6 protein-coding genes are annotated in these 6,552 nt (G+C 65.3%); 3 read left to right on the top strand and 3 right to left on the bottom strand.

Annotated features, from left to right (window positions below; translation table 11 throughout):
• Positions 1–1,876: efflux RND transporter permease subunit (locus PHD22_RS15945; RefSeq protein ID WP_299869108.1), on the bottom strand; the 1,876-nt coding region annotated here is incomplete at its 3' end.
• 4 nt (positions 1,877–1,880) lie between these two features.
• Positions 1,881–2,957 (bottom strand): efflux RND transporter periplasmic adaptor subunit, encoded by a 1,077-nt coding sequence (locus PHD22_RS15940; protein ID WP_299869105.1) that lies wholly within the window; start codon positions 2,955–2,957, stop codon positions 1,881–1,883.
• A 134-nt stretch (positions 2,958–3,091) separates the two neighbouring features.
• Between PHD22_RS15940 and PHD22_RS15935 the strand changes: the two genes are divergently transcribed.
• Entirely contained in the window at positions 3,092–3,757 is a 666-nt protein-coding gene (locus PHD22_RS15935; protein WP_299869102.1) for a response regulator, read from the top strand.
• Positions 3,754–5,133, top strand: coding sequence for an ATP-binding protein (locus PHD22_RS15930; RefSeq protein WP_299869099.1), 1,380 nt, complete (start codon positions 3,754–3,756; stop codon positions 5,131–5,133). Before PHD22_RS15935 ends, PHD22_RS15930 begins: the two co-directional genes overlap by 4 nt.
• A gap of 66 nt (positions 5,134–5,199) precedes the next feature.
• Here PHD22_RS15930 and PHD22_RS15925 read toward each other — a convergent pair whose 3' ends face one another.
• The gene (locus PHD22_RS15925; protein WP_299869096.1) at positions 5,200–5,643 is read right to left on the bottom strand and encodes a CBS domain-containing protein; all 444 of its coding nucleotides are present in this window, start codon (positions 5,641–5,643) and stop codon (positions 5,200–5,202) included.
• A 342-nt stretch (positions 5,644–5,985) separates the two neighbouring features.
• On the opposite strand from PHD22_RS15925, the gene PHD22_RS15920 reads away from it, so the two are divergent.
• Entirely contained in the window at positions 5,986–6,471 is a 486-nt protein-coding gene (locus PHD22_RS15920) for a hypothetical protein (RefSeq protein WP_299869093.1), read from the top strand.
• Positions 6,472–6,552 lie beyond the last annotated feature (81 nt).

The raw sequence follows: 6,552 nt of genomic DNA, 5'->3' as shown, positions 1-6,552 counted from the left end.
GCCATTGCTCCTGGGGCTGGAGGACCAGGAAGGTGTCGGTCTGATTGAGCCCCATGGGGTCCAGCCCCAGTTCGTCCGATCCGGAGCGGGCAACGATGGCCTTCACTTCCGGAACCGCCTTGAGGATGGCCTGCTGAACCCGGAGGTCGGTGGCAATGGTCTGGGGCAGGCTGATGGAGGGCAGTTTCTCCAGTTGCATGATCAGGTCTCCCTCATCCATGGTGGGCATGAAGGTTTTGCCCAGGGTCAGGTAGGCCCCCCCGGCGGCTAGCAGGGATGCACCTGCGATCATGGCCATCCATTGCCCCTTGCGCAGGGCGAAGTCCAGCAGGGGAGCGTAGCCGGCCTGCAGCTTGCGTACCAGCCAGGGCTCATGGGCGCCACCGCGCTGGAGCAGGAAGGAGGCGAGGACCGGTACGACGGTCAGGGACAGCAGCAGGGAGGCGGACAGGGCGAACACGATGGTGACCGCCACCGGCCTGAACAGCTTGCCTTCGAGTCCTTCCAGGGTGAGCAGGGGCAGGAACACGATCACGATGATCAGGATCCCTGAGGACACCGGGGTGGCCACTTCCCGGGTGGCCCGGAAAACGATGTGGAGCAGGGGCTGGCGTGCGGAGGCGCCCCCTTCGGCAAGCTGGGATTCCACGTTCTCCACCACGACCACGGCGGCATCCACCAGCATGCCGATGGCAATTGCCAGACCACCCAGGCTCATCAGGTTGGCCGACAGGCCCACCTGGCCCATGGCAATGAAGGTGGCCAGGGCCGCCAGGGGGAGCATCAGTGCAACCACCACCGCGGCCCTGAGATTGCCGAGAAACGCCAGCAAGAGCACGAGGACCAGCACGATCGCTTCGAGCAGGGCCTTGGCCACCGTATGTACCGCCCGGCCCACCAGTTCGCTGCGATCATAGAACGGGACGATCGAGACGCCTTCCGGCAGGGTGGGCGCCAGCTCGGCCAGGCGTGCCTTCACCCCCGCAACGACCTCTCCGGCATTGGCGCCGCGCAGGCCGAGGACCAGTCCCTGAACCGCCTCTCCTTCGCCATTGCGGGTGACGGCTCCGTAGCGGGTCAGCGCGCCGATGCGGACATCGGCCACGTCGGCCACCCGCACGACCTTGCCATCCTTGCCCTGCAGCACGATTGCACCCACGTCGTCCAGGTGACGGATCGCCCCTTCGGCCCGCACCAGCAGGGTTTCTTCCCCTTCGGTCAGGCGCCCGGCACCGTCATTGCGATTGTTGGCCTCCAGGGCGGCCTGCAGCTGGGGCAGGGTCAGTCCCCGTGCGGCGAGGGCTGCCGGATCGGGAACGATCTCGAAGACCCGGGCCTCGCCGCCCAGACTGTTCACATCCGCCACCCCGGGCACGGTGCGCAGGGCCGGGCGCAGGGTCCAGTCGAGCAGGGTCCGCTTCTGCTCCAGAGACAGGGGCCCCTCGATGGTGAACATGAACATTTCTCCAAGGGGCGTGGTGATCGGGGCCAGACCCCCATCTGCGCCGGCGGGCAAGCGACCGATCACACCCGCCAGTCGTTCGTTCACCTGCTGGCGGGCCCAGTAAATGTCCGTTCCATCTTCGAAGTCGAGGGTCACATCGGCCAGGGCATACTTGGAGGTGGAGCGGAGCATGCGCTGGTGGGGAATCCCCAGCATTTCCTGTTCGATGGGCACGGTGATGCGGGCCTCCACTTCTTCCGGTGTCATCCCGGGCGCCTTGACGATCAGCTTGACCTGGGTGGTTGAGACGTCGGGGAAGGCGTCGATGGGCAGGCCATGCCAGGCCAACACACCGCCACCGATGAGCAGCAGCGTGGCCACCAGCACCAGCAGGCGCTGGGTGAGGGAAAATTCGATCAGTCGGGAGAGCATCGTGTCAGTCTTTCCCGATGCCCAGCCAGTTGGCCTTGAGTGCCGCCACTCCGGTGGTCACCACCGGGGCGCCGGCAGGCAGCCCGCTGACCAGGATGGCTCCGCCGAAGCGGCCCGTGGTCTGCACCGGAAGGGCCCGATAACCATTCTTGTCAGCCACGAAGACCCACTGGCGGTTCCTGTGATGGATGAGGGCGGACTGGGCGATCTGGGTGGTGTAGCCCGGGTTCTTGGCTGGGGGAAGATCCAGATCGACGGCGGTGACCTGTCCAGGGCGGAGGGCTTCCGTGCCCCGGGTGATCAAGCCGCGCAGCAGAACGCTCTGGTTGGCCGGATCCACGGCCCGGCCAACAGCGATGATCTCGCCACTGGCCTGATCTGCGGGGATCCGGATCGGGGTTCCCACCCGGACCTGGCTGGCCACGGCAAGGGGGGCCTGGATGTCCACGGACAGGGGGTCGAGACGGGCAATCCGATACAGCGGGGTGGCCTGCTCGACCCGCTGGCCTACCGTGACGCTCTGCTCGAGGACACTCCCGGAAATCGGGGCTGCGAGGCTCAGGGTCTGGCCGCCGGAATGCTGGGCGAGGGTCAGCTCCTGGCGTCGTTCGGCGGCCTGGGCTGCGGCCTGGGTGGCATTGGCCCGGCTGGCCTGGAGCCGGGACTCCGCGATCAGTCCTTCCCTGAAGAGTTGCTCGTCCCGCTGGAGGGTCTGGCGGGCGAGGGTGGCCTGAGCATCGGCCTGCACCCGGTCCCGTTGCAGTTCCAGGGCCTGGGGGCTGGCGATCCGGGCCAGGATCTGTCCCTTCCGCACGTTCATCCCCGGGGCCGTTTCAAGACTTTCCACAATGCCGGCCAGGGGGGCTGCGACGACCCGTTGCTGACCGTTGGGGATGCTGATCGTACCCGGCAGGCCAGTTGCCCTGGCTCCTGAGGCGCCTGGAAGCCTTTCTGTGCCGATGCCGAGGGCCTGAGCCTGAGCCGGGCTGAGTGGGATGAAGTCCGCATCGGCGGCCCGGGCCACGGTGGTGACCAGCAGAGCGAGGATGCACAGGCGGATGCTGAAGTTAAGGGCGGGCATGGGACCGGCAGGGAATGGCAGGATTTCGTATTATGGCGGGCGCTTCTTAAGGAAACCTTAAGGCCGCCTGCAGGGGGCTGTGGCATCCTGCCGCTGCCGGTAATCAAGCGGGCGGAACGGAGGATGAACGGACCATGCGGATCTTGCTGGTGGAAGACGATCGCCTGCTCGGGGATGGCCTCAAGGCAGGGCTTGCCGGGGCGGGCTTCCGGGTGGAGTGGGTCAGGGACGGAGAGGCGGCTCTGGCTGCGCTGGAGGCTGAGCATTTTACCGCGCTGGTGCTCGACCTGGGCTTGCCCCGCCGGGACGGCCTGTCGGTGCTGGCCAGTCTGCGGGCGGGGGGCAATGGCATACCCGTGCTGGTTCTGACGGCTCGGGATCAGGTTGCTGACAAGATCCGCGGCCTGGATCTGGGAGCGGACGATTACATGATCAAGCCCTTTGACCTGGATGAACTTGCTGCCCGGCTCCGGGCCTTGCTCCGGCGGGCCGCGGGCCGGGCGGAGGCACGTCTGATTCATGGGGACCTGGTGCTGGATCCGGCTGCGCGGGTGGTGACACTGCAGGGTGGGGTGGTCAGCTTGACCAGTCGGGAGTTTGATCTGCTCCGGGTGCTGCTGGAGGCTGCAGGCAGGGTGTTGAGCCGGCGGGTACTGGAGGAGCAGCTCTATGCCTGGGGTGATGAACTGGACAGCAATGCCCTGGAGGTGCATGTCCATCACTTGCGTCGCAAGCTGGGCAGCGACCTGATCCGTACGGTGCGGGGGGTCGGCTACCGGGTGGATGAGGTGTCCCGATGAGCCTGACCGGCAAGGTTTACTCCCTGCGCCGTCGCCTGGTGGCCCTACTGGTCGGGGTGGTTGCTTCCCTGTGGGTGGCTTCGGCCATCGTGGCCTTCCAGACGGCCCATGGTGAAGCGGACGGGCTTTTTGATGCCCAGCTGGTGCAGGTGGCTGAAACCCTGTTGGCCATCGTGGTCGCCGGAGACGCGAGCCAGATTGCCCATGAGATGGCCGAGCACCAGCATGCCTACCAGTTGCCGGTGGCCTTTCAGGCCTGGACCCGCGGGAAGGACGGTGATTGGGAGCTGCTGGTGCGCTCCGCCGAAATGCCGGAGCAGCTGGTCAGTCGGGAAAAGGGGTTTGACGAACACGATCTGGAAGGCCGGTTGTGGCGTTTCTATGCGGTGGACCATGACCACGGCACCTACCGGGTGATCGTAGGCCAGAACCACGAGGCGCGTTATCGTCTGGCCGGGGAGATTGCCCTTCACATGCTGGTCCCCATTCTGATCGGCCTTCCCCTGATGGCGCTGGGGATCTGGGCTGTGGTGGGCCGTGCCCTGCGGCCCGTCGCTGAAGTGGCCGCAGCCCTGGGAGGGCTGGATGCCCGCCGTCTGGTCCGGGTGACCGTTCCCGGTCCGATGCCTGGAGAAATTGCACCCCTTGTCCGCTCCCTGGATGCCCTGGTGGAGCGGGTGGGTAGTGTCATGGAGAATGAACGACGCTTCACCGCCGATGCGGCTCATGAACTGCGGACCCCGCTGGCCGCGCTGAAGATCCAGGCTCAGGTTGCTGCCCGCAGCCCGGATGAGGCGGTCCGCTCGCATGCCCTGACCCAGGTCCTGAGCGGGGTTGAACGGATGAATCATCTGGTGGAGCAGCTCCTCACCCTGGCTCGGCTGGATCCTGAAGCCGGGTTGAAGGCGGACCAGCGGGTTGAGCTGAGGGGGGTCGCCGAGCGCGTGTGCGTGAGTCTGCAGCGGGAGGCGCTGGGGCATGGACAGACCCTGGAGATCGATGCACCCCTGCCCTTGTGGGTAGCGGGGAACGCTTGGTGGCTGGAGGTGTTGGTGCGCAACCTGGTGGACAATGCCCTGCGTTATTCACCCGCGGGTGGCCGAGTCCGTGTTTTGGTGGACGCGTCCACCGGCTTGCTGAGGGTGGAGGATGATGGTCCGGGCATTCCCGAGGAGGCGCGTGCGCAGATGCTGACCCGCTTTGCCCGGGGGGGCGAGGTGGACAGCGATGGATGTGGTCTCGGCCTGTCGATCGTGGCCAGAATTGCCGAGATCCTGGGGGCCCGCCTGACTCTCCGAAGCGGGCAGTGCCATTCCCGGGGCAGCGTTGGCCTGGTGGTTGAGGTGCATTTCCCGGTGGCGGGGGGGAACCCGTGAACTCATGCGGGTGGGGGGGCGGGTAGTGCCTGGCCGGGGGCGGAGGGCGCACCGGCCAGAGAAGGGTCAGGTGCTCATGCCCCCCGAAATATAGCCGGACAGCTGTTCAATCGTGGCCTTCTGCTGTTCCATGACGGCCTTGACCGCATCACCGATGCTGACGATGCCGGCCAGCTGCCCCTTGTCCACAACGGGCAGGTGGCGGACGTGGTTGTGGGTCATGATGGCCATGCAGTCTTCCACGGTATGATTCGGGGAAACGGTAAGGATGTTCTGGGTCATCAACTCACCGACCTTGGTGTCCTTGGAGGTCAGTCCCTTGAGGATCACCTTCCGGGCGTAGTCCCGTTCGGTGAAGATCCCCACGAGCCGTGCCCCTTCTGTGACCAGAACGGCGCTCACGTTGCACTCGGCCATCAGCCGCAGGGCTTCCAGGACCGTGATTTCGGGGGGTACGCTGTGGGTGGTGGTGCCTTTGTTGTGCAGGATCTGCTGTACGGTTGCGGCCATGGTTTCCCTCCTTTTTGTTGGTCTGGACGGGCCGGACGGTTCTCCTCCGCCGGTAACGCAGAGTGTATAGCTTGGCGGGTGGACTGCAAGGGGCAAGGGGCGATTCCTGCCCTGCCTCAGGTGTGGCCGACGCCAGAAAACATGCCATGTTGTTACGTCTGCTGCGGGATTGAGCAGATCCTGGTCCAGGTGTCCTGTCCTGTCCGGCGTGATGAAAGTCGCGCTATCTGACTAAAAAATCAAAAAAATAGTGTTTCTGGTGTTTTGTGTGATTTTTTGTGAATGTTCTCCGAACGGACCTACCTATTCTGTGGGTACCGCAAATCCCAAACGGAGAACATCATGCATGTGGCGCTTTTCACTGTCTTCGGGCTGCTGGCTCTGGGCCTGATCGCCTGGAGCGCCTGGCGGGAGCGTGCAGCAGCTGGCAGGCTGGCCAGTACGACGAGTGATTGGTCCAATGCCATCGCACGTCTGCAGATGGAACAGGAGCGGGAGAATCACCGTCAGGTCCGTCTGTGGATCCTGCAGGAGGTCCGGCGTATCAATCACCACCCGGTCGATTCCCGCCTGGTTTTGCAGGCTCGGGCCGAACTGTCGACCGTACTGCACAACGACCCTGTTTATCCTCGGGTGCTCAAGGTCATCCAGGCCGCTTGTGCCGCCCGTCAGGAGGTCACCGAGCCCGCCCTGTGCGTGGATCTGGGGGATCTTCTGCTCGAGGACATCCGCCAGTGCATGGCGATTGCCCAGGCGCTGGGCCAGATCCAGCTGCGTCAGGGTGAGGCGGACACGCTGGTCAGCGCCGCGTTCCACCCCTCCACCTGATCGGCTACCCTGAGCTCAACGCCCCTCGAACCGCCAGTCGGGGGCATAGGCCTGGAGCCACTGCTCCAGCATCATCACGAT

This window comes from Zoogloea sp. (assembly GCF_028693495.1).
In the GTDB taxonomy this organism is placed as follows: Bacteria; Pseudomonadota; Gammaproteobacteria; order Burkholderiales; family Rhodocyclaceae; genus Zoogloea.
This window is presented reverse-complemented; position numbering and strand designations above follow the sequence as displayed.